22 protein-coding genes are annotated in these 24459 nt (G+C 72.2%); 17 read left to right on the top strand and 5 right to left on the bottom strand.

Annotation, left to right across the window (positions count from 1 at the left end; translation table 11 throughout):
• Positions 1–37: 37 nt before the first annotated feature.
• The 5 genes from ACIOMQ_RS20580 (at position 38) to ACIOMQ_RS20560 (ending at position 5534) form a co-directional block, all read left to right on the top strand.
• Positions 38–280: a hypothetical protein gene (locus ACIOMQ_RS20580; RefSeq protein WP_266745708.1), complete on the top strand. Its 243-nt coding sequence runs from the start codon at positions 38–40 to the stop codon at positions 278–280.
• Between the two features lie 37 nt (positions 281–317).
• Complete coding sequence (locus ACIOMQ_RS20575) at positions 318–1679, top strand: NYN domain-containing protein (RefSeq protein ID WP_362204567.1); 1362 nt, start codon at positions 318–320, stop codon at positions 1677–1679.
• A 284-nt stretch (positions 1680–1963) separates the two neighbouring features.
• Positions 1964–2992 carry an NlpC/P60 family protein gene (locus tag ACIOMQ_RS20570; protein ID WP_362204439.1) on the top strand — a complete coding sequence of 343 codons (1029 nt, stop codon included), beginning with the start codon at positions 1964–1966 and terminating at the stop codon, positions 2990–2992.
• A 236-nt stretch (positions 2993–3228) separates the two neighbouring features.
• Positions 3229–4260, top strand: a complete 1032-nt coding sequence (locus ACIOMQ_RS20565) for an NlpC/P60 family protein (RefSeq protein ID WP_401264789.1) — start codon at positions 3229–3231, stop codon at positions 4258–4260.
• A gap of 17 nt (positions 4261–4277) precedes the next feature.
• Entirely contained in the window at positions 4278–5534 is a 1257-nt protein-coding gene (locus ACIOMQ_RS20560; protein WP_401940650.1) for a hypothetical protein, read from the top strand.
• Positions 5535–5548: 14 nt separating this feature from the next.
• On the opposite strand, the gene ACIOMQ_RS20555 is transcribed toward ACIOMQ_RS20560, so the two are convergent.
• A complete protein-coding gene (locus tag ACIOMQ_RS20555; RefSeq protein ID WP_362204448.1) occupies positions 5549–6799 on the bottom strand; it encodes a glycosyltransferase 87 family protein in 1251 nt (416 codons plus the stop codon).
• 144 nt (positions 6800–6943) lie between these two features.
• On the opposite strand from ACIOMQ_RS20555, the gene ACIOMQ_RS20550 reads away from it, so the two are divergent.
• Complete coding sequence (locus ACIOMQ_RS20550; RefSeq protein ID WP_362204451.1) at positions 6944–8086, top strand: glycosyltransferase family 4 protein; 1143 nt, start codon at positions 6944–6946, stop codon at positions 8084–8086.
• 319 nt (positions 8087–8405) lie between these two features.
• Here the strand turns inward: ACIOMQ_RS20550 and ACIOMQ_RS20545 are convergent, their stop codons facing one another.
• A complete protein-coding gene (locus ACIOMQ_RS20545; protein ID WP_362204454.1) occupies positions 8406–10202 on the bottom strand; it encodes an AMP-dependent synthetase/ligase in 1797 nt (598 codons plus the stop codon).
• A gap of 288 nt (positions 10203–10490) precedes the next feature.
• Here ACIOMQ_RS20545 and ACIOMQ_RS20540 point away from each other — a divergent pair, with 288 nt between their 5' ends.
• The 6 genes from ACIOMQ_RS20540 to ACIOMQ_RS20515 all read left to right on the top strand — a co-directional run bounded on the left by ACIOMQ_RS20540 (position 10491) and on the right by ACIOMQ_RS20515 (position 15621).
• Complete coding sequence (locus tag ACIOMQ_RS20540) at positions 10491–11297, top strand: metallophosphoesterase (protein ID WP_362204457.1); 807 nt, start codon at positions 10491–10493, stop codon at positions 11295–11297.
• Between the two features lie 107 nt (positions 11298–11404).
• On the top strand, positions 11405–11854 hold the full coding sequence (locus ACIOMQ_RS20535; protein WP_362204460.1) for an SRPBCC family protein: 450 nt from the start codon (positions 11405–11407) through the stop codon (positions 11852–11854).
• Between the two features lie 4 nt (positions 11855–11858).
• Positions 11859–13175, top strand: a complete 1317-nt coding sequence (locus ACIOMQ_RS20530) for an ArsA family ATPase (RefSeq protein ID WP_401264780.1) — start codon at positions 11859–11861, stop codon at positions 13173–13175.
• A gap of 108 nt (positions 13176–13283) precedes the next feature.
• Positions 13284–13742, top strand: coding sequence for a DUF5304 domain-containing protein (locus ACIOMQ_RS20525; protein ID WP_362204466.1), 459 nt, complete (start codon positions 13284–13286; stop codon positions 13740–13742).
• Positions 13743–13816: 74 nt separating this feature from the next.
• Positions 13817–14758 (top strand): ROK family glucokinase, encoded by a 942-nt coding sequence (locus tag ACIOMQ_RS20520; protein WP_362204469.1) that lies wholly within the window; start codon positions 13817–13819, stop codon positions 14756–14758.
• An 80-nt stretch (positions 14759–14838) separates the two neighbouring features.
• The gene (locus ACIOMQ_RS20515) at positions 14839–15621 is read left to right on the top strand and encodes an endonuclease/exonuclease/phosphatase family protein (protein ID WP_362204473.1); all 783 of its coding nucleotides are present in this window, start codon (positions 14839–14841) and stop codon (positions 15619–15621) included.
• A gap of 37 nt (positions 15622–15658) precedes the next feature.
• On the opposite strand, the gene ACIOMQ_RS20510 is transcribed toward ACIOMQ_RS20515, so the two are convergent.
• Entirely contained in the window at positions 15659–16390 is a 732-nt protein-coding gene (locus ACIOMQ_RS20510) for a hypothetical protein (protein ID WP_401264772.1), read from the bottom strand.
• Positions 16383–17162 carry an alpha/beta fold hydrolase gene (locus ACIOMQ_RS20505; protein ID WP_362204480.1) on the bottom strand — a complete coding sequence of 260 codons (780 nt, stop codon included), beginning with the start codon at positions 17160–17162 and terminating at the stop codon, positions 16383–16385. The genes ACIOMQ_RS20510 and ACIOMQ_RS20505 overlap by 8 nt, the downstream gene beginning before the upstream one ends.
• A gap of 235 nt (positions 17163–17397) precedes the next feature.
• Here ACIOMQ_RS20505 and ACIOMQ_RS20500 point away from each other — a divergent pair, with 235 nt between their 5' ends.
• From ACIOMQ_RS20500 to ACIOMQ_RS20480, 5 genes are all read left to right on the top strand, one after another.
• Positions 17398–18141, top strand: a complete 744-nt coding sequence (locus tag ACIOMQ_RS20500) for a lysophospholipid acyltransferase family protein (protein ID WP_362204483.1) — start codon at positions 17398–17400, stop codon at positions 18139–18141.
• Between the two features lie 50 nt (positions 18142–18191).
• Entirely contained in the window at positions 18192–19430 is a 1239-nt protein-coding gene (gene macS / locus ACIOMQ_RS20495; RefSeq protein ID WP_401940664.1) for a MacS family sensor histidine kinase, read from the top strand.
• A 59-nt stretch (positions 19431–19489) separates the two neighbouring features.
• The gene (locus tag ACIOMQ_RS20490; protein WP_362204489.1) at positions 19490–20182 is read left to right on the top strand and encodes a response regulator transcription factor; all 693 of its coding nucleotides are present in this window, start codon (positions 19490–19492) and stop codon (positions 20180–20182) included.
• 111 nt (positions 20183–20293) lie between these two features.
• Positions 20294–21322: a 6-phosphofructokinase gene (locus ACIOMQ_RS20485; RefSeq protein WP_362204492.1), complete on the top strand. Its 1029-nt coding sequence runs from the start codon at positions 20294–20296 to the stop codon at positions 21320–21322.
• An 89-nt stretch (positions 21323–21411) separates the two neighbouring features.
• The gene (locus ACIOMQ_RS20480; protein WP_362204495.1) at positions 21412–22416 is read left to right on the top strand and encodes a 2-hydroxyacid dehydrogenase; all 1005 of its coding nucleotides are present in this window, start codon (positions 21412–21414) and stop codon (positions 22414–22416) included.
• Between the two features lie 36 nt (positions 22417–22452).
• Here the strand turns inward: ACIOMQ_RS20480 and ACIOMQ_RS20475 are convergent, their stop codons facing one another.
• Complete coding sequence (locus ACIOMQ_RS20475) at positions 22453–24378, bottom strand: anthranilate synthase family protein (protein ID WP_362204498.1); 1926 nt, start codon at positions 24376–24378, stop codon at positions 22453–22455.
• Between the last annotated feature and the right edge of the window lie 81 nt (positions 24379–24459).

The raw sequence follows: 24459 nt of genomic DNA, 5'->3' as shown, positions 1-24459 counted from the left end.
AGCAGGCAGCACGAGGCTCGACGAAAGAGGACGCACGATGACGACGGTTCCCCAGCCGACCGACGGGACCCGCTGGCGCTGCACGCTCTGCGGAAACCTCACGCGATTCGACGTGACGCGCTCCTCCAAGGTCGTCGAGTACGTCCATCTCGACCTGGCCGGGGAGTCCACCGTCGAGGAACGCGAGGTGGTCAGTGAGACCATCGAGTCGGTGCGCTGCCGTTGGTGCAACGCGGTGGATCAGATCGAACTGGTGGCCAGGCCGGGTGCCGACTCCTGACGGAGCCGTGCGGACAGACAATTTGGGGTGACGGATGGTGGAGCAGCCCGCTAGCGGCGCAGAGTCGGCCGAGGCGGCCGGCGACGCCGTCGAGGCGCTCGACCGCCCGCTGCCCGAAGCCGTGCGACGGCGGGTCGTCGCGCTGGTCTCGGACGCGTTCGGCGGCCTTACGCTCACCGAACTCCCGGCCCAGCTGAGACAGTACGCCCGCTTCACCCCGACCCGGCGCGCCAAGTTCGCCGGGAACGCGATGGCGGCTGCCCTGGAGAGCGACGCGCTGTTCCGGCAGCGGATCGGCGAACGGCTCAAGGAGGGGCAGCCGGAGCTGGCCGCCGCGCTGGAGGCCGGTTCGCCGCCTGCCGCCGCCGACCCCGTCGATGTGGCCGCGGCCGCCTATGTGCTGCGCCCGGCCGACTGGGTGAAGCTGGTCGCCGCAGCCGGTGAGGAGGCCCAGCGGGCCGACGCCGAGCGCGCCGACGAGGAGAGCCGCCGCGAGCTGGAACGGCTGCGCGAGGAGCTCGCCCAGTCCCGCTCCCACACGAAGAGCGAGACCGAGCGGCTCCGCGCCGAGCTGGACGCGGCCCGCAAGGAGGCCGACTCCCTTCAGCGCAAACTGCGCAGCGCCGTCAACGAGGTCAAGCGCGGCGAGGCCGCGCTGCGCCGCAGCCGGGCCGAGGCCGACGCGGTGCGGTCCGAGGCCGCCGCCCAGGTCTCCGCTGCCGAGAGCGAGACCCGTCGGCTCAAGGCGCGGCTCGGTGAGGCCGAGGCGGCCGTCGAGGCGGGCCGCAGGGCCGCCAGGGAAGGCCGGTCGGTCGAGGACATGCGGCTGCGGCTGCTGCTGGACACGGTGCTCGACGCGGCCCGCGGGCTCCGTCGCGAACTGGCTCTGCCGCCGTCGTCGATGCGCCCCGCGGACAGTGCCGACGCGGTCGAGCCGGGCAGGATGTCACCCAAGGACATTGCGGCCAGGGCCCTTTCGGAGACGGATCCGGCCCTGCTCGACCAGTTGCTCGCGCTGCCGCAGGCGCATCTGATCGTGGACGGCTACAACGTCACCAAGACCGGCTATCCGCAGCTGCCGCTGGAGAAGCAGCGGTTGCGGCTGCTGGGCGGTCTCGCGGTCCTCGCGGCGCAGACCGGCGCGGAGATGACCTGTGTCTTCGACGGGGCCGAGCTGGCCGCCCCGGTGCTGCTCGCGCCGCCGCGCGGGGTCCGGGTGCTGTTCAGCAAGCCGGGTGTGACCGCCGATGAACTCATCCGTCAGCTGGCGCGTGCCGAACCGCCGGGCCGGCCCGTCGTGGTGGTCTCCACCGACCGCGAAGTCGCCGACGGAGTGGCGAAGGCGGGCGCCAGGCCCGTTGCGTCCGTCTTGCTCCTGAAGCGTCTTTCGCGCGTCTAGTGACACTTGCCGGGTCTCGGTGGAAATCGGGGAACGGATCGTCAAGTCGTCGCTACCCCCTGTGTGATGTGGGTAAAGAAGTGCCTCCTGTGATGAGATTTTTCCTGTGAGGATTTGAACTGATCACAAGTTGGTCACTAGGGTCAGGGCTCGAACCTTCGCACGGTCGATCACTCATTCGGGGTGGCGGCGAAGGCACCGCCGAGTCCGTGACATGCACGGAGCCGGGGATTCGAATCCCCCACAGCCCGGTAGGCGGCTCGAGGAAGAAGGAGCTCGCCTCCGTGGCGTCCCACCGTCGTCCCAAGCAGCCGAGCCGCGCTCGTGTGACCGTGCTCACCGCGACCGCCGCCGCGGCCATGGCCCTGACCTCCCAGGCGGCCCACGCCGACCCGAAGCCCTCCAAGGGCGAGGTCAAGGAGAAGGTCGAGAAGCTCAACCACGAGGCCGGCGCGGCCAATGAGCAGTACTACGGCGCCAAGGAGAAGCAGCAGAAGCTGGAGAAGGAAGTCGGCGCGCTGCAGGACAAGGTGGCCCGCGGCCAGCAGGAGATCAACAGCCTGCGCAACGGCCTCGGTTCGCTCGCCGCCGCCCAGTACCGCTCCGGTGGCATCGACCCGTCGGTGCAGCTCTTCCTCGACTCGGACCCCGACAGCTTCCTCGACAGGGCTTCGGCGCTCGACCAGTTGACGGCCAAGCAGACCGAGACCCTGGGGAAGATCCAGGAGAAGCAGCGGGTCCTCGCGCAGGAGCGCAAGGAGGCCCAGGACAAGCTCGGTGACCTCGCGGACGTGCGCAAGACGCTCGGCGCGAAGAAGAAGAAGCTCCAGGACAAGCTGTCCGAGGCGCAGCGCCTGCTCAACACGATGACCGCAGCCGAGCGTACGAAGATGCGGAACGACGAACAGCGTGCCAGCCGCGCCGCGAGCGACCGGGTCGACCTGGGCAACGAGGTCCCCGCCTCCGCCCGTGGCGCCGCCGCCCTGAACGCCGCCGCCACCCAGGTGGGCAAGCCGTACCAGCGCGGCGGCACCGGCCCCGGATCCTTCGACTGCTCCGGGCTGACCCAGTGGGCCTACGCCCAGGCCAACGTCCAGATCTCCCGGGTCACGTACACCCAGGTCAACGACGGCGCCCACATCGGGCGCAGCGCGCTGAAGCCGGGCGACCTCGTCTTCTTCAACAACACCGAGCATGTGGGCCTCTACGCGGGCAACAACACCGTCCTGCACGCCCCGTACACGGGCGCGTTCGTCCGCTACGAGTCGATGAACACCATGGGCAGCTTCCAGTTCGGCGTGCGCGTCGGCTGACGACGCCCGAACGGGCGAATTCCCGCGCCCGCGCAGACCGTCCGCCCCGCCGGAGACCACAGGTCACCGGCGGGGCGTTCATGTTTCCGAAGCCTGTCCGCCCGGCGCGGCCTTTGGCCGCTCCGTAACCGTCCGACTACTGTCTGCCTGCTGTGCAGCTCCCGGTCGTCGGTCCGCCCGCCCCGGGTGGCAGGGGCTGCGCGATCTGCGTACAGCGGAAGGGAGTGCGGCGTCCTGTGGTGTCCCATCGCCGTTCCACACAGCCCGGCCTCAACCGGGGCGCCCGGATCACTGTCCTGTCGGCCGCGGCGGCGACCGCGGCCGCCACTCTCGGAGCGGCCACGGCCAACGCCGACCCGCAGGACACATCCCGGAGCGCCAAGGCCCGGGTCGACCGGCTGTACAGCGAGGCCGAGCGGGCCACCGAGCAGTACAACGAGGCCGAGGAGAACGCCGACCGGCTGCGCGGCGAGGTGAACCGGGCCAGGGACCGGGCGGCCCGCGGCCAGGAACACCTCAACCGGATGCGCACGGCGCTCGGTTCGCTGGCGAGCGCCCAGTACCGTTCCGGTGGCCTCGACCCCTCGCTGGCCCTGCTGCTCTCCTCCGACCCGGACACCTACCTCGACCGGGCGGCCGCGCTGGACCGCCTGACCGAGCGCCGGGCCACCGAGCTGTGGGAGCTCCAGCAGACGCAGCGCGAACTCGCGCGGACCCGTGCGGAGGCCGTCCGGGCGCTGGCCGAGCTGGAGCGCAACCAGGCGGCCGCCACCCACCACAAACGGACCGTCGAGCACAAGCTCGCCCGGGCCAAGCAGCTGCTGGACGCGCTGCCCGACGCCGACCGGGCGGATTTCGAGCGGGCCTCGCGCGCCGGCCGCTACGACGTGCTCCCGGCGGCTGCCGATCTGCCGGCCGGCTCCGCGCGGGCGGCCGTCGCCGTGATGGCGGTCCGCCAGGCACTGGGCCGCCCGTACATCTGGGGGGCCAACGGACCCGCCGGATTCGACTGTTCCGGGCTGATGCAGTGGGCGTACGCCCAGGCCGGGGTCAGCCTGCCGCGCACCTCGCAGGCCCAGCGGTACGCGGGACACATGGTGCCGCTCTCCGAGGCCCGGCCGGGCGACCTGGTCGCCTACCGCGCGGACGCCAGCCACATCGGCATGTACGTCGGCAACGGCCAGGTCATCCACGCCCCGTACCCGGGAGCCCCGGTGCGCTACGACCCCGTCGGCATGATGCCCGTCTCGTCGGTCACCCGCGTCTGACCCGTACCCTCGACCGGGTGACCGGCAGACGGCGTACCGCACGGCGGGGACGTGGCGCAGGACGGCGCACGGCGGGAGCGCTGCTCGCCGGGCTGCTGTTCGCCGCCGCCTGCGCGGCCCCCGACGACGGCGCCGCCAAGGGCTCCGCCGACCGAGGCATCCGGGCCACTCTGGACCGCCGCGCGGCCGCCGTGCGGGCGCACGACGCGGACGCCTACGTGGCCGCAGTGGACCCGCGTGCCACCGGGTTGCGCACGGCCCAGCGCCGGGAGCTGGAGAACCTCGCGGACATACCGCTGAGCTCGTGGACGTACCGGCTGACGGACGTGACCGGGCAGGGCGCCGACCGGGCCACCGCGGACGTCCGGCTGCGCTACGGGATCAAGGGCTATGACGCCGCCCCGGTCTCCGTGGACCGGGTGCTCGACCTGAGACGGGACCGGGCGGACGGCCGCTGGTACATCACCGGCGACCGGGCGGGCAAGGACGGCGGCGGGCTGCTCTGGCAGCAGGGCGACGTACGGGTGGTGCGCGGAGAGCGCAGCCTCGTCCTCGGGGCCGGCCGCACGGAACAGGAGCTGCGCGCGATCGCCCGGACCGCGGACCGCGCGGTGCCCGCCGTCTCCGGTGCCTGGCCGGAACGCTGGGCCGGCCGCGTGCTGGTGCTGGTGCCGCACACCGTGGAGGACATGGCGGGGCTGCTGGGGTCACCGGGGGCGAACTACCGGGGCATCGCGGCCGTCACCACCGGGCAGGCAGGCGGCCCGGACCGGGCGCCCGCGGACCGGGTGATCGTCAACCCGCAGGCGTACGGCATGTTCAGCACCCTCGGGCGGCGGATCGTCCTCACCCACGAGATCACCCATGTCGCCACCCGCGCCCGCACCTCCGCCGCCACCCCGGCCTGGCTCTCCGAGGGCTTCGCCGACTGGGCGGCCTACCGCGCCGAGGACCGTACCGCCGCACAGGCCGCGCCGGAACTGGCCGACGCCGTCGCGCGCGGCGAGCTGCCCGCCGGGCTCCCCGCGGACGAGGACTTCGGCTTCGCGGGCGACCCCGTACGCCTGGCGCAGGCGTACGAGGGCGGCTGGCTGGCCTGCGAGCTGATCGCCGACCACTGGGGCGAGGAGAAGCTGTTCGCCTTCTACCGGGCCGTCGGAGGGCACCATGGGCGGGACGGAGCGGTGGAGCAGGCCATGCGGGAGGTGCTCGCCACGACCCCGGGCGATTTCACCGCGCTCTGGCGGGACCATCTGCGCGCCCGGTTCGGCTGAGCGCGGCGCACGGTTCAGGAGCCGACCGGCTCCGCCTCCTGGCCGGCGCCGGACACGGCGGCCGGGGATCCCCCGCCGCCCCGCGGCGCACCGGACACCGTCCGCCGCCACAGCCGCCGGCAGGCGATGAGCGTCGCCGCGACCAGCAGGCCGTTGCGCAGGAGCAGCAGCGTCACGCCCGTCGCGTCACTGCTCACCACATGGACGAACCCGAACGGGAACTCCCACTGCGTGAATCCCGTGGCGAGCAGCACCAGACCGGTCGGCAGCACTATCCGGCTCTCACGGAAGACCAGGCAGACCGCCGCCAGGCCGACCAGCCAGAGCAGGTACTGCGGGCTGAGCACCCGGCTCGTCGTCGTGAACAGCAGCACCGCCGCGAATGCCGCGTCGGCCGGGGTGCTCACCCGGAAGTCGCGGGCCCGCAGCCGCCACACCAGCAGCCAGCCGACGGCGGCGGCGGACAGACCGAGGGCGAGCGTGCTCACCAGCGGCACGTGCGGCCCCAGGAACTCCATGGAGCCGTAGTGCAGCTCCACCCGGCCCCGCCAGCCGAACTGCCGCCACACGTGGAAGACCAGTGCCCCCAGCGACTCGACCTCGGTGCCCCGGTCGCGCTGGAAGCCGAGAAAGGCCAGTGCGCCGGGCATCGCCACGGTGCACACCACCAGCAGCCCGGCCGCCGTCGCCGCCGCGGCCGTCCATGCCCGGCGCGTCCGCGGCCCGCGCGCGGTACCGGCCAGGACCAGCGCCGGCCACACCTTCAGCAGCGCGCCGACGGCGGCCAGCGCCCCCAGCACCCGCGGACGCCGCACTCCCGCCAGCAGCGCCGCCACCGCCACCGCCGTCACCATCACGTCGTACCGGGCGTACGCGGTCGCACCGAGCAGCGGCACCCCGGCCACCCACACCCAGGCGCCCGCCGTCCGCCGGCCGGTCCCGCGGCCCGCGTACAGCAGCAACCCCAGCACCAGCCCGTCGCATAGGAAGGCGAGGACGAAGAAGGCCGAGGCGTACTCCAGGAACGGCAGCAGAGCGGGGGAGAGGACGGCGAGCGCCGCGAGGGGCGGGTACTGCCAGGTGACGTCGGACCGCGGGTACGTACCGGTCTTCAGGACCTCGGACCAGCCGTGGTAGATCACCGAGACATCACTGGTCACGTCCGGCCCGGACAGCGGGACCGCCTTGGTGACGCAGAGCAGCAGCAGGAACCTGGTGAGGGTCCAGACCGCGAGAGCGAGCCGCGTGCCGGTCGGTCCGGTCATGACCGCCTCGTCCGTTTCGTCGATGGGTGGGTCGGCGGGCACCCGGCGCGTACGTCGGCGGGTCCCCGGTGGTACGAGGAGCCATGATGCCCGCCCGGCCCGTGCGAGAGCCGTCGCGGCGGTCGCCCGGTACTGTCGGCCGGGATGGACAAGACCCTGATCGTGACCAATGACTTCCCGCCCCGCCCCGGCGGTATCCAGGCGTTTCTGCACAACATGGCACTGCGCCTGGACCCCGGACAGATCGTCGTATACGCCTCCACCTGGAAGCGTGGCCCCGAAGGCATCGCGGCCACCGCCGCCTTCGACGCCGAGCAGCCCTTCACCGTCGTCCGCGACCGTACGACGATGCTGCTGCCGACCCCCCGGGTCACCCGGCGCGCCACGCAGCTGCTGCGGATACACGGCTGCACCTCCGTGTGGTTCGGTGCCGCGGCCCCGCTCGGGCTGATGGCACCGGCGCTGCGCAAGGCCGGTGCCCGGCGCCTGGTCGCCACCACGCACGGACACGAGGCGGGCTGGGCCCAGCTGCCCGCGGCCCGGCAGCTGCTGCGGCAGATCGGCGAAACCACGGACACGATCACCTATCTGGGGGAGTACACCCGCTCCCGGATCGCCGCCGTGCTCACCCCCGAGGCGGCGGACCGCATGGTCCAGCTGCCGCCCGGCGTCGACGAGAAGACCTTCCACCCGGATTCCGGCGGGGACCTGATCAGGGCCCGGCTCGGGCTCTCGGACCGGCCCGTCGTCGTCTGCGTGTCACGGCTTGTGCCGCGCAAGGGCCAGGACACGCTGATCCTCGCGATGCCCGCGATCCTGGCGCAGGTACCGGACGCGGTGCTGCTGATCGTCGGCGGCGGGCCGTACGCCAAGGAACTGCAGCGGCTGGCCGCGGAGACGGGGGTCGCCGACTCGGTGCGCTTCACCGGGCCGGTCCCGTGGGACGAGCTGCCCGCCCATTGCGGCGCGGGCGATGTCTTCGCCATGCCGTGCCGGACCCGTCGTGGCGGCCTCGACGTGGAGGGCCTCGGCATCGTCTTCCTGGAGGCGTCCGCGACCGGGCTGCCGGTGGTGGCGGGTGATTCGGGCGGCGCGCCGGACGCCGTGCTCGACGGCGAGACCGGGTGGGTGGTGCGCGGCGGCTCGGCGGAGGAGTCGGCCGAACGGATCGTCGCCCTGCTCCGCGACCCGGAGCTGCGACGGCGGATGGGGGAGCGGGGACGGGCCTGGGTCGAGGAGAAATGGCGCTGGGACCTGCTGGCCGAGAGGCTCAAGGCGCTGCTCTGAGACCGCCGGGCCGGTTCCGCCGCGGTGGCGGGCACTGCCACGGAGACCGTGCCCGCCACGAAGGCAGAGGCCGTCGTGGCCACGACGGGACCGGCCCGCCCGAAGGCCACGCGCCGGGGAGCCGCCCCGGGGAAGCGGATCAGCGGGCGATCCGGAACCTCGCGCCGGCCGACCACCGGCACGAGGCCGATGCGCGGCCGACGACCGGCCCGCCCCGACGACCGGCCCGCCCCGACGGCCGGCCCGCCCCGACGGCCGGCCCGCTCCGGCGGCCGGCCTTCACGTTCCGGAAGACGGCTTTCAGCCCGGCGGTCCTCCGTCAGCCCCGGTAGATCGCCTCGATCTCGTCCGCGAAGTCCTTCGCCACCACATTCCGCTTCAGCTTCAGCGACGGGGTGATGTGGCCCGCCTCCTCGGTGAACTGGGAGGGCAGGATGCGGAACTTGCGTACCGACTCCGCCTTGGACACCGCGGCGTTCCCGTCGTCCACCGCGCGCTGCACCTCGGCCAGCAGCTCCGGGTCCTCGCGCAGCGACGCGGCCGACGCGCCGGCCGGCTTGCCGTGCTCCTCGGCCCAGCGGCCCAGGAACTCCTCGTCCACGGTGATCAGTGCGCCCACGAACGGCCGTCCGTCGCCGACCACCATGCACTCGGCGACCAGGGCGTGCCCGCGGATCCGGTCCTCGATCACCGCGGGAGCGACGTTCTTGCCGCCCGCCGTCACGATGATCTCCTTCTTGCGGCCGGTGATCGAGAGATAGCCGTCCTCGTCGAGCGTGCCGATGTCGCCCGTGTGGAACCAGCCGTCGGCCAGTGCGTCGGCCGTCGCCGCCTCGTTGTTCCAGTAGCCGGTGAACAGGTGCTCGCCGTGCAGCAGCACCTCGCCGTCGTCGGCGATCCGGACGACGGAGCCGGGCAGCGGCTGGCCGACCGTACCGATCTTCTGGCGGTCCCACGGATTGAAGGCGGTGGCCGCACAGGTCTCGGTGAGGCCGTAGCCCTCCAGGACGGTGAAGCCGATACCGCGGTAGAAGTGGCCGAGCCGCTCGCCCAGCGGCGCGCCGCCGGAGATCGCGTACTTGCCGCGGCCGCCGAGCACGGCCCGCAGCTTGCCGTAGACCAGCCGGTCGAAGATCTTGTGCTTGAACTTCAGGCCCAGGGACGGGCCCTGGGGGGTGCTCAGCGCGCGGCTGTACGCGATCGCGGTGTTCGCGGCTTTGTCGAAGATGCCGCCCTTGCCGTCGGCCTGCGCCTTGGCGCGCGCCGCGTTGTAGACCTTCTCGAAGACGCGCGGCACACCGAGGATCAACGTCGGCCGGAAGGAGGCCAGTTCATCGGTGAGGTGCTTGATGTCCGGTACGCAGCCGAGCCTGATCGGGGCCATCACCGAGGCCACCTCGACCAGCCGTCCGAAGACATGCGCGGCGGGCAGGAAGAGCAGCACCGAGCACTCGCCGGTACGGAAGAGGGGCTTCAGCCGCTCCACCACATTGCCGCACTCCGCGAAGAAGCTGCGGTGCGTGAGCACACAGCCCTTGGGGCGGCCGGTGGTGCCCGAGGTGTAGACGATGGTGGCCGGGTCGTCCGCCTTGGCGGACGCCATCCGCAGGTCGAGGGTCTCGTCCGAGACGTCCTCGCCGGTCTCCGTCAGCCGGCGGATCGCCTGGTCCTCGATCTGCCAGATGCCCTTCAGCTCCGGCAGATCCGCCCGGACCGAGGCCACGGAGTCCTGGTGCGCCTGGGACTCCACGACGCACAGCGTGGCACCGGAGTCACCGAGGATCCACTGGATCTGCTCGGGCGAACTCGTCTCGTACACCGGGACGGTGACCGCGCCCGCGCTCCAGATCGCGAAGTCGAGCAGGACCCACTCGTAGCGGGTGCGGGAGAGCAGGGCCACCCGGTCGCCCGCTTCGACACCCGCGGCGATCAGGCCCTTGGCGACGGATCTGACCTCGGCCAGGAACTGCGTGGCGTCGACATCGGCCCACTTGCCTGCCACCTTGCGGCTCATCACCGCGACATCGGGGTGCTGCGCGGCATTGCGGCGGATGAGATCCGTCAGGTTGCCGTCCGAGGGGACCTCGTACAGGGCCGGAAGGCTGAACTCGCGCAAGACTGCTGCTCCTCATCGGGCTCCGGTGCCACGGCTCCGTGCGACGCACCGGCTGCGGTCCAGGATTGGCAGGTGCTCAGTGGGGTGAGCACGACTGGACTGCCGGACTGCCCGGACGTTACCCACCAGTACTCGGTTCCCGATAGGGGGTTCCGGCCAGATGTCTTATGCGTCACACACAACCGTGATCCTTGGGCGCACAGTAGTCCACCGCCGTTACCGGCCGGAGGTAATCGCAGGTCCGGTGGCCTCTACCCAGGTGGGCGGCGGAGTCCTAGGGTGATCGGCATGCCAGTCGGACCGCACAGCGAAGGAAGCCCGGCCGCGCGGCGCACCCGTGTCCATGTGGTCAGTGACGTGCACGGAAACACCGAGGCCCTGGCCCGCGCCGGGGACGGCGCCGATGCCCTGATCTGCCTGGGTGACCTGGTGCTCTTCCTCGACTACGCCGACCACTCGCGCGGCATCTTCCCCGATCTCTTCGGCGTGGAGAACGCCGACCGGATCGTCGAACTGCGCACCGCCCGCCGCTTCGAGGAGGCCCGCGAGTTCGGCCGCGGCCTGTGGGCGGGCATGGATCGCAACGCCGCGATCGTCTCGGCGGTGCGCAAGCAGTACGCCGAGCTCTTCGCGGTCTTCCCCACCCCGACGTACGCCACCTACGGCAACGTCGACATCCCCGGCCTGTGGCCCGAGTACGCGCGTCCGGGCACCACCGTCCTCGACGGCGACCGCGTCGAGATCGGCGGACGCGTGGTCGGCTTCGTCGGCGGCGGCCTGAAGACCCCGATGAACACCCCGTACGAGATCAGCGACGAGGAGTACGCGGCCAAGATCGAGGCGATCGGCCCGGTCGACGTGCTCTGCACCCACATCCCGCCCGATGTACCGGAGCTGACGTACGACACGGTCGCGCGCCGCTTCGAACGCGGCAGCCGGGCCCTGCTCGACGCCATCCGCAGGACCCGGCCCCGGTACGCGCTCTTCGGCCACGTCCACCAGCCCCTGGTACGCCGGATGCGGATCGGTGCCACCGAATGCGTGAACGTCGGCCACTTCGCGTCCACCGGCAGGCCCTGGGCCCTGGAGTGGTGACCGCACCGGCACCGGGCCCTGGACCGAGGCGCCGCGCGCACGCGATAGCCTTCTGACGGCAGGCTTCTGCCGACGCACCGGTACACCGCACTGGAGGAGCCACGGCGATGGCTGAACACACCAGCTCGAGCATCACGATCGAGGCGGCGCCGGCCGACGTCATGGGAGTGATCGCCGACTTCGCCCGCTATCCGGAGTGGACCGGCGAGGTCAAGGAGGCCGAGATCCTCGCCACCGACGACCGGGGCCGCGCCGAGAAGGTCCGCCTCGTCCTCGACGCCGGAGCGATCAAGGACGACCACACCCTCGCGTACACCTGGATCGGCGACTACGAGGTCAGCTGGACCCTCGTCAAGTCCCAGATGCTGCGTGCCATCGACGGCTCCTACGCACTGGCCCCGCTCGGCGACGGCGACCGCACCGAGGTCACCTACCGGCTGACCGTCGACGTCAAGATCCCGATGCTCGGCATGATCAAGCGCAAGGCGGAGAAGGTCATCATCGACCGCGCGCTGGCCGGTCTGAAGAAGCGCGTCGAGTCCGTCCCGAAGGCCTGACCCGGTGCGTACGGTTCTCGTCACCGGCACCGGCGGCGCAGGCCGTACCACCGTCGCGGCGGCGACCGCACTGGCCGCGGCCCGCCGGGGCCGCCGCGCCCTGCTGCTCTCCGCCGACGCCATACCCGGCTTCCCCGAGGGCACGGAACCCGCCGAGGTCACCGACGGTCTGTGGTCCGCCCGCATCGACTCCGGCGAGCACTTCCGCGGCGAACTCCTCGCCCTCCAGGAGCGGGCCTCCGGCGTGCTCGACCTGCTCGGCGGGAACCGCCTGGACGGCGAGGAGCTCACCGAACTCCCCGGCAGCGCGGAGCTCGCCCTCCTGCACACCCTGCGCCGCGCCGCCGAGGGCGACTGGTCGCAGGGCGGCCACGACCTCCTCGTCGTCGACCTGCCGCCGCTGCGCGAAGCGCTCGCCGTGCTCGCCCTGCCCGAACAGCTGCGCCGCTATCTGCGCCGGCTGCTGCCCCAGGAACGCCAGGCCGCACGCGCCCTGCGCCCGATGCTGGCCCAGCTCGCCGGCGTACCCATGCCCGCCCAGTGGCTGTACGAGGCCGCCGCCCGCAAGGACGCCGAGCTGGCCGCCGTACAGGCACTGATCGAGGACCGCGGCACCACGCTCCGGCTGGTCGCCGAGCCCGGCCCCGCCGCCGAGGACGCCCTGCGCACCGCCCGCACCGGACTCGCCCTGCACGGACTGCGTGTCGACACCCTCGTCGCGAACCGGGTCCTGCCCCGGCACTCCGGCGACCCCTGGTTCGCCGCCCTCGCCGCGCAGCAGGAGAAGACCGTCGGCCACTGGTACGAGGAATGGGTGCCCGCGGCGGCCCTGTGCGAAGTGCCCCACCTCGGCCGCGACCCGCGCGGCCCGGACGACCTCACCCTCCTCGACACCGGGGCCGGCTGCACGGTCTTCGGGGAAGCGGGCACCGGCGGCGGCCTCTTCGAGGGCGACGGGCTCGCCGCGGAACTCGACGACCGCGGCTCCGGCCGGGCCGGCGACCCGTGGTGGATCGAGGACCCGGACGCCCCGGACGCCCTCGACGGACTGCTGCCCGGCGCCCGGACGGCGGCCGCCCCGCGGTCCGGCGACGGCGGCCCGGTCCTCGTCTGGTGCCTGCCGCTGCCCGGCGCCGCCAAGAAGGACCTCCAGCTGGTGCGCCGCGGCAACGAACTGCTCCTCACCGTGGGCCCGTTCCACCGGATCGTCCCCCTGGAGTCCGGGCTGCGCCGCTGCACCGTCTCCGGAGCGGCCCTCACCGACGGCGTGCTCCGCGTCAGGTTCACACCGGACCCCGGTCTCTGGCCCCGGACGAGCTGAACGGCGCGTCACGGTTCGGGTAACGTCGGTAGTACGTGCCCCGTATGCGCACGGCAGCCAAACCACGTCCATGCGCACCGCAGGCAAATCACGTCGCAGGAGTCCGCCATGAGCGAAGCCACCGATCGTCCCGCCGACGACGACGCGTGGGCGAAGGCCTGCGCCGAGGACCTCGAAGCGGAGAAGGCCCGCCGCCGCGCCCAGCACGGCCCGCCGCCCGGCACCGCCGCCGACGAGCTGCGCAAGCTGGTCGACGCCGTGGCCGACAAGGTCTCGTCCCTCCAGTCGCCGCTCCTCGGCGCGGCGGCCCAGGGCACCGTGCAGCAGATCATCAGGCAGGCGAAGTCCGTCGTCGAGCCCGTCATCGAACGCAATCCGGACGTCTTCGACCACATCGCCGCGGCCGGCAGCGAACTCCTCGCCGCCTACCGCTCCGCGGTCGAAGGTCAGGAACGCCGCTGGACCCAGGGCGCGGGGGACCCCGCAGGCACCGAAAAGAAGGCCGACGACCCCACCGACCCCCGCGACGAGGGCCCCGCCGCCGGCGAACACATCGACCTGGACTGACCGGCACGGAGGGGCCGGGTCCCCGGCTCGGGTACCGTTGGCCACAGCGGGGCTCGACCGGAACTGAGGGATTCATGGGACTCACCATCGGCGTCGATATCGGCGGCACGAAGATCGCAGCTGGAGTGGTCGACGAAGAGGGCCGGATCCTCTCGACGTTCAAGGTGCCGACCCCGCAGACGGCTGAAGGCATCGTGGACGCGATCGCGGCGGCCGTGTCCGGCGCGAGCGAGGGCCACCAGATCGAGGCCGTCGGCATCGGCGCCGCCGGATACGTCGACGACAAGCGCGCCACCGTGCTGTTCGCACCGAACATCAACTGGCGGCACGAGCCGCTCAAGGACAAGGTCGAACAGCGCGTCGGCCTTCCGGTCGTCGTCGAGAACGACGCCAACGCCGCCGCCTGGGGCGAGTACCGCTTCGGCGCCGGGCAGGGCCACGACGACGTCATCTGCATCACGCTCGGCACCGGGCTCGGCGGCGGCATCATCATCGGCAACAAACTGCGCCGCGGACGCTTCGGTGTGGCCGCCGAGTTCGGTCACATCCGGGTCGTCCCGGACGGGCTGCTCTGCGGCTGCGGCAGCCAGGGCTGCTGGGAGCAGTACGCGTCCGGGCGGGCACTCGTCCGGTACGCGAAGCAGCGCGCCAACGCCACCCCGGAGAACGCCACGACCCTGCTCTCGCTGGGCGACGGCACGGTGGACGGCATCGAGGGCAAGCACATCAGCGCGGCAGCCCGGCAGGGCGACCCGGTGGCGATCGACTCGTTCCGCGAGCTGGCCCGCTGGGCCGGCGCCGGACTCGCCGACCTCGCCTCGCTGTTCGACCCGTCCGCGTTCATCGTCGGCGGCGGCGTCTCGGACGAGGGCGAGCTCGTCCTCGACCCGATCCGCAAGTCGTTCCGGCGCTGGCTGATCGGTGGCGAGTGGCGCCCGCACGCCCAGGTGCTCGCGGCCCAACTGGGCGGCAAGGCCGGACTGGTGGGCGCGGCGGACCTGGCCCGCCAGGGCTGAGCCTCCCCGGAGCCGGACAGAACCGGACGCCCGTCGCGCCCCTGCGGGGTGCGGCGGGCGTCCGTCGTATCGTGAGACGCATGGTCCTGACGCCATTGCCCGACTCCCGTACCGAGCCGGATGGTTCGGCCGTCATCAGGGTGCTCAGTTACAACGTCCGGTCGATGCGCGACGACTGCGAGGCGCTGGCCCGCGTCATCAGCGCCTGCGCCCCCGACCTCGTCCTCGTCCAGGAAGCACCGCGTTTCTTCCGCTGGCGCAAGCGCGCCGCCTGGCTCGCGGCCCACACCGACCTGGTCGTCCTCAGCGGCGGCGCCACGGCGGCCGGGCCGCTGCTGCTCTGCTCGCTGCGGGCCGCGGTGGAGCGCACGGAGGACGTCCTGCTGCCGCTCACCCCCGGGCTGCACCGCAGGGGCTTCGCCACGTCGGTGGTACGGATCGCGGGCACCCGGATCGGTCTGCTGAGCTTCCATCTGAGCCTGCAGCGCGACGAACGCCTGGCCCAGACCGAGCTGTTGCTGGAACGGCTGGACGCGATGGGCGTCGAGCACGCCGTCGCGGCCGGCGACCTCAACGACGTACCGACCGGGGCCGCGTTCCGGCGGCTCGCCGGGCGGCTCCAGGACTGCTGGGCCGTACGGCCGTGGGGCGCCGAGAACACCTTCTCGGCGGACCGGCCGCGGCGGCGCATCGACGCGGTGTTCGCGACGGGCGGGATCGAGGTGCTCGGCTGCGGTGTCCCCGCGGGACTGCCCGGGGTCACCGACGCGGACCTGCGGACGGCCACGGACCACCTGCCGGTGCTGGCGGCACTGCGGGTGCCCGCGGCCGGTTCCGGGCGGCGCGGCGCGAGCGCGCCCTGAGCCGCGCGATGCCGCCGGCCGCCGGAGCTGCCCGGTCTCAGACCACCGCGCCGCGGCCCGGGTCGTCGCCGTCCTCGTCGTCGTCCTCCATGCGCGCCACCAGCGTGACGAAGCCGCCCAGGAAGCCGCCGACGCAGACCGTCGTGAGCCACCAGGTCATGTCCCACCGCAGCAGGACGGCGACCAGCATCAGCACCGGACCGCCCACGACCGCGAGCCAGGCGAACTTCGCCGTGACATCGGCCTCCGGCAGCGGCGGCGGCTCCGGGGGGACGAAATGCCCCTCGTCGCTGTCGTCGAGGTCGTCGTCCTTCGGCTCGGCCACCTCGTAGTCGCGCGGGCCGGCGACGCCGGGCGCGAACACGATCGAGCTGCCGAGCGGTTTCTCCGGCGGCTTCGGGGGCTTCTTCCCGCCCCCCTTGTCCGGGTCCAGGACGCCCGACTGATCGTCCTCCGGCAGCGCGAGGTCCTCGATCGACCTGAACGGCCTGGCGCCCGGCGGGTCCGGCGGTTCATCGCCGTATCCCGCGACGATCGCCTTCCACGCGGCGTCCTCGTCGATCGACCGGTCGGGCAGGTCGCCGTCGGCACCCGGCGGCGCCGTCCGGGCGGCGGCGGCATCCTGCGGACCCGTGCCCTCACCCGCGTCCGTGCCTGCGCCCGTGTCCGTGTCCGTACCCGTGCTGTCCTCGGGAACGGCCGTTCCTTCCGCGGGAGGGGGCTCGCGCCCCTCCTCGCTGCCCGCGCGCTCCGCGTCGTGCTCAGCCACCTGACGTGCTCCCCTTCTTTCCGACGCTCGGAGCGAGGCGGCCGATGAACCGGTGGCTCTCGTCGAAGATCCGCTCCGCATCGTGGTCCAACGTCGCCACGTGGTAGCTCTGTTCCAGCAGGATCTCCTCGACGTCCGTCGAGGACACCCGGCTGAGGATCCGGGCCGAGTCGGCGGGCGGCACGACATGGTCCTGCGGGCTGTGCAGCAGGACGATCGGCTGGGTGACCTGCGGCAGTTCGGCGTCGACCAGGCGGAGGAACTTCCGCAGCGAATGCGCCGCGTGCAGCGGCACCCGGTCGTATCCGGTCTCGGCGGAGCCCGCCAGGGCGATGTCGCTGGCCAGCCCCTTCGTCGTCCGCACCAGATGGCGGGCGACCGGCAGCGCGTACGCCGACAGGCCGTGCACCTTGTTCGCCGGATTGACGAGCACCAGACCGCTGATGGCGTCCCCGTGCTTCGCCGCCAGCCGCAGCGTCAGCGCGCCTCCCATGGAGAGGCCGAAGACGAAGACCTGGGCGCACCGCTCCAGCAGGGCGCGCAGCTCCCGGTCCACCTCCGCGTACCAGTCCTGCCAGCCGGTGATCTGCATGTCCTCCCAGCGGGTGCCGTGCCCGGGCAGCAGCGGCAGCGACACGGTGAGCCCGCGCTCCGCCAGATAGTCGGCCCAGGGGCGCAGCGACTGCGGGGAACCGGTAAATCCGTGGCAGAGAAGGACGCCGACCTCTCCGCCCTCGTGGCGGAACGGCTCGGCTCCAGGCAGGACCGGCACCGGGGTCTCCTGTTCGTGAGGCTCGAAAGGGAGCGAAAGGGGGAGCGCAGAAGGATTACTTCACCGTACGCGACCGGACTGACACCGACCAGGGCCGTCACCGACACCGACCGGGGGCGTCGTCACCGGCGGGCGCCCTCACGGCCCGGGTCACCGCTTCGGGTCCACGCCGGGCGGGAGCGCGGACGACCGCACGGGTTAAGGTCAGTCGGACAGCACACAGGAGGCACCCGAGTTGATCTACGGCGCAATGAAGTTCTCCATCGGCGGAGGCTTGAAGCTCGCCTTTCGGCCATGGGTGGAGGGCCTGGAGAACATCCCCGCGCAAGGACCGGCGATCCTGGCGAGCAATCACCTGTCGTTCTCCGACTCCTTCTTCCTGCCGGCCGTCCTGGACCGCAAGGTCACCTTCATCGCCAAGTCCGAGTACTTCACCGCACCGGGGGTGAAGGGCAAACTGACCGCGGCCTTCTTCAAGGGCGTCGGCCAGCTGCCGGTGGACCGCTCGGGTGCCCGCGGCGCCGGTGAGGCGGCCATCAAGGCGGGCATCGAGGTCATCGAGAGCGGCGGACTCTTCGGTATCTACCCGGAAGGCACCCGCTCGCCCGACGGCCGCCTCTACCGGGGCAAGCCCGGCGGGCTCGCCCGGGTGGCGCTGGCCACCGGAGCGCCCGTCATCCCCGTCGCGATGATCGACACGGAGAAGATCCAGCCGCCCGGCCAGGTGATGCCCAAGCTGATGCGTCCGGGGATCAGGATCGGCAAACCGCTCGACTTCAGCCGCTACCACGGCATGGAGGGGGACCGCTTCATCCTCCGCTCGGTCACCGACGAGGTGATGTACGAGATCATGAAGCTCTCCGGCCAGGAGTACGTCGACATCTACGCGACCGCCGCCAAGCGGCAGATCGCGGACGAGGCGAAGCGCCGTGCCGAGGAGGAGAAGCGCGCGGGCGGAGAATCCGGAACGCAGGAGTGACGGAACGGTTCGGCGCGTAACCGCGTCGTTTCCGTCCGGGGGGTGGGGAAGTGGCCAGGCGCGAGCGGGTCGTACGGATGTCGGTCGAGCAGCCGCTGTGGCGTGCGCTGACGGCGTACCGCATTCTGACGATGGTCTACGCGGTGCTGCTCGCCGTCTTCGGCCGGGACAGGTACGACCGGCCGTGGGTGGCCATCGCCTTCCTGGCGGTGATGGTGGCCTGGACGCTCGGCACCCTCCCGAAGGTCGCGGGCGCCGCCGCCTGCACCAAGCGCTTCCTCGGCGCCGACCTCACCCTCGCCCTCGTCGGCATCCTTCTCACCCCGCTCGCCGATTTCGACGCCCAGCACATCGACGGCCCGACGCTGCCGTCCATCTGGACGGCGGGTTCCGTGCTGGCCTTCGCCATCAAGGGGGGCTGGCGCTGGGCGGCCCTGGCCTCCACCTTCGTCGCCGTCGCCAACATCGTCGAGCGCGGCGAGCCGAGCCGGGACACCTTCCACAACGTCCTGCTGGTCTGGGTCGCCTCCATCGCCATCGGCTACGTCGTCGAGGTGGCCCGGGCCAGTGAGCGCACCCTCGCCCGCGCCCTGGAGATCGAGGCCGCCACCCGTGAGCGGGAGCGGCTGGCCCGCGACATCCACGACAGCGTGCTCCAGGTCCTGGCGATGGTGCAGCGCCGCGGCACGGCGCTGGGCGGCGAGGCCGCCGAGCTGGGCCGGATGGCCGGTGAGCAGGAAGTCGCCCTGCGCACCCTGGTCTCCAGCGGCCTCGTGCCCACCACCCGGGTCTCCGAGGACGCCGCCGAGGGCGCCGTGGTCCGCAGCGTCGAGGTCGACGACGAGGACGGGCCGTCCGGATGGGCCGACTGCGATCTGCGCTCCCTGCTCGCCCCGCACGCCGGCTCGCGGATCAGCTTCGCGGAGCCCGGCGCGCCGGTGCTGCTCGCCCCGGCGGCCGCCAAGGAACTCGCGGCCGCTGTCAGTGCCGCCCTGGACAATGTCAGGGTCCATGCGGGGGAGAGCGCCCAGGCCTGGATCCTCGTCGAGGACTGGCCGGACGAGGTGGTCGTGACGGTCCGGGACGACGGCCCCGGCATTCCGGAGGGGCGGCTCGCCCAGGCGGAGGGGGAGGGGCGGATGGGGGTGGCCCTGTCGATCCGGGGGCGGCTGCGCGACCTGGGCGGCACGGCGGAGTTGATTTCGGTGCCCGGCCAGGGCACCGAGGTCGAGTTGAAGGTCCCCAAGGTCCCCAAGGTCCCCAAGGTCGCGAAGGCATCAAGGGCCTAGAAGGCTCCACAAATCTCACAGGCTCCACAGGTTTCGCGGGGGAAGGCAGGATCAGGCAGATGAGTACGGAGAACACCCGGGGCGGCGAGGAGCGGGCCATCAGGGTGATGGTGGTCGACGACCACCCGATGTGGCGCGACGCGGTGGCCCGCGATCTCTCCGAGTCCGGTTTCGAGGTGGTGGCGACCGCCGGCGACGGACCGCAGGCCGTCCGCAGGGCGAAGGCCGTCACCCCCGACGTCCTCGTGCTCGACCTCAATCTGCCCGGCATGCCCGGCGTGCAGGTCTGCAAGGAGCTCGTCGGCTCCCACCCCGGACTGCGGGTGCTGGTGCTCTCCGCGAGCGGCGAGCACGCCGACGTACTGGAGGCGGTCAAGTCCGGTGCCACCGGATACCTGCTCAAGTCGGCCAGTACGCAGGAGCTGACCGAGGCCGTGCGGTCCACCGCCGCCGGCGACCCCGTCTTCACCCCGGGCCTGGCCGGACTGGTCCTCGGCGAATACCGCAGGCTCGCCTCGGACCCCACCCCCGTCGCGTCCGACGAACCCAAGGCCCCGCAGCTCACCGAGCGCGAGACCGAGGTGCTGCGGCTGGTCGCCAAGGGGCTCTCGTACAAGCAGATCGCCGAGCGGCTGGTCATCTCGCACCGCACCGTCCAGAACCACGTCCAGAACACCCTGGGCAAGCTCCAGCTGCACAACCGGGTGGAGCTCGTGCGGTACGCGATCGAGCGCGGCCTCGACGACGCCTGACCCAACGCGCCCGGACTGAGCCGGATTTGCTCCCTCCGCTCCATTCCTGAGTGACCTGGATCACCACTAGCGTGGTCGTCGGCGAGCTCACTTCGGCGAAGGGACGCTTCCATGCGGGTCGGAGTACTGACCGGCGGCGGTGACTGCCCAGGGCTCAACGCGGTCATCCGCGCCGTCGTCCGCAAGGGTGTACAGGAGTACGGCTACGACTTCATCGGATTCCGGGACGGCTGGCGCGGCCCGCTGGAGGGCGAGACGGTGCCGCTCTCCGTCCCGGCGGTGCGCGGCATCCTGCCGCGCGGCGGCACCATCCTCGGTTCCTCACGCACCAATCCGCTCGGCGCCGAGCACGGCGTCCGCCGGATCAGGGACAACCTCGCCGCGCACGGCGTCGACTCACTCGTCGTGATCGGCGGCGAGGACACCCTCGGCGTGGCGGCGACCCTGGCCGGCGAGCACGGCATCAAGTGCGTCGGCGTGCCCAAGACCATCGACAACGACCTCTCCGCCACCGACTACACCTTCGGCTTCGACACCGCTGTCTCCATCGCGACCGAGGCCATCGACCGCCTGCACACCACGGCCGAATCCCATATGCGCGTCCTCGTCGTCGAGGTGATGGGCCGTCACGCGGGCTGGATCGCGCTCCACGCGGGGCTGGCCGGCGGTGCGAACGTCATCCTCATCCCGGAACAGCGCTTCGACATCGAGCAGGTCTGCTCCTGGGTGACCTCCCGGTTCAGGGCGAGCTACGCGCCGATAGTGGTGGTGGCCGAAGGGGCCATGCCCGCGCGGGGCGAGATGATCCTCAAGGACGGGTCGCACGACTCCTTCGGCCATGTCCGGCTCTCCGGCGTCGGCGAATGGCTGGCCGCGCAGATCGAGAGCCGCACCGGCAAGGAGGCCAGAACGACCGTCCTCGGCCATGTCCAACGCGGCGGCACCCCCAGCGCCTTCGACCGCTGGCTGGCCACCCGCTTCGGTCTGCACGCCATCGACGCCGTCCGCGACGGCGACTTCGGCACGATGGTCGCCCTGAAAGGCACCGACATCGTGCGCGTGCCGATCGCGGAGGCGACCGCCCGGCTCAAAACGGTCGATCCGGCCCTCTACGCGGAGGTGGGTGTCTTCTTCGGCTGAGCGGCGTACCGGAGGCGCGACCCGTACTATTCGCGGACATCCGGTACGCAACTCCCGTCTTTCGTGCGAAATGAAAAAATGGAGAAGTCGTGGAAATCCTGGCATTCGGTGTGCAGTCCGACGAGAAGCCGCTGATCGAGAAGGCCTTCGCCGGACTGCACGAGGTCCGATGCCTGGACGTCTTCCTGAACAGGGACACCGCCCCGATCGCGGCGGGCTACGAGATCATCTCCACCAGCGTCAACGCCGACCTGGGCAGCGGCGTCCTGCAGACCCTCGCGGCGGGCGGCACGCAGATGATCGCCCAGCGCTCCACCGGCTTCAACAACATCGACCTCGACGTCGCGGAACGGCTCGCCCTGCGGGTCGCCCGGGTCTCCCACTACTCGCCGTACTCGGTCGCGGAATTCGCCTGGACCCTCGCGATGGCGGTCAACCGCCGCGTCATCCGGGCCGCGAGCCGCACCCGTGATTTCGACTTCCGGCTCGACGGCCTCCTCGGCCGGGACATGCACGGCCGCACGGCGGGGGTGATCGGCACGGGCAGGATCGGCGAGGCGTTCACCCGGATCGCCCACGGTTTCGGCATGAGGCTGCTCGGCTGGGACGTCGAGGAGAACCCCGCCTGCGTCGGCCTCGGCATGGAGTACGTCGGCAAGGAGCGGCTCCTCGCCGAGTCCGACCTGATCAGCCTGCACGTCCCGCTGCTGCCCGCGACCCACCACATCATCGGCGAGGCCGCCCTGGCGAAGATGAAGGACGACGCGATCCTGATCAACTCCAGCCGCGGCGGTCTCATCGACACCACGGCCCTGGTGGCCGAGCTCCGCGCGGGCCGCCTCCTGGGTGTCGGACTCGATGTGTACGAGGCGGAGGCCGGGCTGTTCTTCCTCGACAAGTCCCTGGAGGGCGTCGACGACGACACCCTCGCCCGGCTCGTCACCTTCCCGAACGTCATCGTGACCTCGCACCAGGCGTACTACACCCGGGACGCCGTGGCCCAGATCATCGACACCACCGTCCGGAACGTCGCCGACTACCTGGCCGGCCGCCGCAGCGACAACGTCCTCGTCCCGGCGGCCCCGGCGGGCTGAGACCCCGGAGCTTCCCCGGGGTCCCGTCCGTCCCGTTCAGCCGGCGACCGGCAGCCCCGCCAGCAGTTCGGCCACGATCGTCGCGCCGCGCAGGGTCAGCACCGACTCCGGGTGGAACTGCACCGAGGCGAAGCCCGGCCCGCGCAGTGCGTGCAGCTCCCCGGTCGCCGCGTCCAGGCTCGCCTCGACTCCGTGCGCCGCCAGCTCGATGGCCGCACCGTCGTCGCAGCGCGCGGTGAAGCTGTTGTAGAAGCCGACCGTCTCGGGCCGTCCGAACAGCTCGATCCGGGTCTGCGCGCCCTGGTGCGGCACGGTCTTGCGGACGATCTCCAGACCCAGCTCCGCCGCGATCAGCTCATGGCCGAGGCAGACCCCCAGCAGACCGTGCCGGTGATCACGGACCAGCTCCGCGGCGAACTCGCGCAGCATCCGCATCTTCGGATCGGCCGTGTCGCCCGGATTCCCGGGCCCGGGACCCAGTACGACCGGGCCCGCGTGCGCCCGTACGCGCTCGCGCAGCCCCGGCTCGTCGTAGCCGTGCACCGACACCTCCAGACCCGACGAGCGCAGCAGATGGGCCAGCATCGCGGTGAACGTGTCCTCCCCGTCGATCACCAGCGCACGGCCGGACAGCTCGTGCGTACGCTCCTGCATCCGCAGCCAGAAGGGCGCCAGGCCGTCCCGCCGGGAGTCCAGCGCTGCCTGCACCCGCGGATCGCCGGCCAGCTGCGGCCGGGCCGCCCCGTCCCGCGGCCGGCCCGGCCGCACCCCCAGCGCGGCCAGCACCCCGGCCGCCTTCGCGTGGGTCTCGGCGACCTCGCTGTCCGGGTCGGAATGGCGTACGAGCGTCGCCCCGACCGGTACCCGCAACCGCCCGTCGGCCGCGATGTCGGCGGTACGGATCAGGATCGGCGAGTCCAGGGTCTGCGCCCCGCCCGGCTCCTGCCGCAGCAGCGCCAGCGCGCCCGCGTAGTAGCCGCGCCCGCCGGGCTCGTACCGCTTGATGACCCGGCAGGCGTTCTGCACCGGGGAGCCGGTGACCGTCGCCGCGAACATCGTCTCCTTCAGCACCTCCCGCACATCCAGCGAGGAGCGCCCGCGCAGCTCGTACTCCGTGTGCGCGAGATGGGCCATCTCCTTGAGCCGCGGCCCGACCACCACCCCGCCCATGTCACCGACGGTGCACATCATCTTGAGTTCCTCGTCGACCACCATGGAGAGCTCGTCCCTCTCCTTGCGGTCGGAGAGGAAGGCCAGCAGACCCTCGGCGGTCGGGCCCTCGGCGGGGTAGCGGTACGTGCCGCTGATCGGGTTCATCACGACCGTCCCGCCGGACATCCGCACATGCACCTCGGGGCTCGCGCCGACGAGCGTCCGCCCACCCGGTGACGAGGACCCTGCGGGTCCGCCGTCGCCCGTGTGGACGACGAAGGTCCAGTACGCGCCCCGCTCACCGGCCAGCAACCGCCGGAAGAGGGCCAGTGCGTCCGCCCGGCCGAAGCCGGGGATCTCGCCCCGGAAGGTCCGCCGGACGACGAAGTTCGCGCCCTCGCCCTGCCCGATCTCGTCCTCGACGACCCGCCGGACGATCCCCGCGTACTCCTCGTCCGGGACGTCGAAGCCGCCGCCCTCGACGCGCACGTCGTGGGCCGGCAGGCGGTCCAGCACCTCGGCGAGCGGCAGCTCGTACGTCTCCTCGGCGACCAGCACGGACAGCGGCGTCCCGTCGTCGCGCACATCGAAGCCGCGCTCGGCGATCTGCCGGAACGGCACCAGGGCGAGCGACGGCAGCGCACCGACCGGGAGGTCGGCGAGCCGGTCCGCCTCCCGTACCCGGCCGATCAGCACCTCGACGGTGTCGTGGTCGTGGCCGGGGGTGCGCCGGCGCAGCAGCGCGAACGGCGGGCAGTCGTCACGCAGGAGCCGCTCGACGACGAGGTCGGTGCGGTGGGGCTGGGGCATGGGGGTGTTCCTTCCGTACGGAGGAACGGCTCCCGAAACGCAGAGAAGGCCGCCCCTCGGGCGGCCTTCGCGTGGTCTGTC

This window comes from Streptomyces sp. NPDC087845 (assembly GCF_044742755.1).
GTDB lineage: Bacteria > Actinomycetota > Actinomycetes > Streptomycetales > Streptomycetaceae > Streptomyces.
The sequence above is the reverse complement of the archived record's forward strand: the minus strand, read 5'-3'. Positions and strand labels throughout refer to the sequence as shown.